General features: G+C 70.3%; 1 protein-coding gene. It reads right to left on the reverse strand.

Features of this window, described 5'->3' with window-relative positions; translation table 11 throughout:
• Positions 1–1297 (reverse strand): Mu transposase C-terminal domain-containing protein (locus tag ACZ5CR_RS45540; RefSeq protein ID WP_468869659.1); only part of this gene is annotated, 1297 nt, incomplete at its 3' end.
• Positions 1298–1335: the final 38 nt, after the last annotated feature.

Below are 1335 nucleotides of genomic sequence, written 5' to 3' on the forward strand. Positions count from 1 at the left end.
CGGGGTCCGGGACCGCCTGCGGCGAGGCTGGTTGGGCCAGGGACGCTGCGGCGCTGGCGCGCGCCGCCACCGTCTGCTCGCGGCGAGTCCCGGCACCGTTGCTCGCACGCCGCAGGAGGCGATCCAGGGCCTGGGCGAGCTGCCGCTCGTGCTCGACGCGGTCGCCGCGGCGCTCGACTGCGGCACGGACATGCTGCCAGGTGAAGTCGGTGAAGGGCAGGCTGACACAGCCGCGGTGGATCCACGGCACCTCTTCCCACCCGGTGGGCAGCCGCACCCAGATCTGATTGGGGTCGTAGGGGTTGTGGTGCACCTCCCATCTGCCGTCCGGTGCACCCGATGGGTCCCCGCGGTGCGGATTGAGGACCTTGTGGTCGTAGGTGCGGTAGTCGAAGCGGATGCCGTAGTCGTTGATGGCCACCCGCTTGATGGGCATGAGCTCGATGTAGTCGTCCGCGCTCAGCGGCACCGGGATATAGCCGGTGACTCCCACGAGCGCGCCCCACATCTCGTTCGGCGACAGGGCGAGCTTCGGCGCCAGCGGATGGCGCAGCGACGCGTGCGGGCGGTGCTGCCAGTCGGTGACCAGCCACTCATCCAGCAGGTCCTGAACCTGCGCAAGCGTCCAGCACGCCTCGTCCTCAACGCGCGTGCCGCGCCGGGTGACATCCGAGCCGCTGTAGCCGGCCACGTACTGAGAGAACCGGTCCCCGATGGTGCGGAACGTCCGCTCGACATGGCCCTTAGCCGGGCCGTTGGCCGGCGGCGCAGGCTGAACGGACACCCCCAAGCTCTCGCACGCGGCAATGAAGGAATGGGAGACAAACACCGCACCTTGGTCGACCGTCACCGTCTCCGGCATGATCACCGGCCGCGCCGCTGCCCCTTCCAGCCGCGCATCCAACGACACCAGCCGCTCATAGGGGATGACCGACCGGGACATCGCCAGCGCCGTCTCCCACCCCGGGCGCATCCGCATGGGCGTGACCATCTGCGCCAGCAGCACCGCCGCATCCACCGATCTTGTGCCCACCGGACGCACCACCGCGGCACAGATACTGCGCGTTGCCACGTCCAACCCGATCGACAACTCGACCGAGCCCGTCACCCCGTCGGCGAGCACCACCAGCACATCCAGCGGCGTACTGTCCAGCATCACCAGCTCACCCGGCCGCAGCGCCACGGTCGGGGTGAAGGGAGGGGCCGGCCGCGACGTGCGCCGCCGCTGCTGTGCCGCCGACCCCAGCAGTCCATGGCCGTCGGCGAGCGCGTGCACCAGCCGGTTGAACGTCGTCACCGGCGGTACCCCCACCGCGCCGGGACCATGGGTTTCCT

Source organism: Streptomyces sp. NPDC031274 (assembly GCF_055570235.1).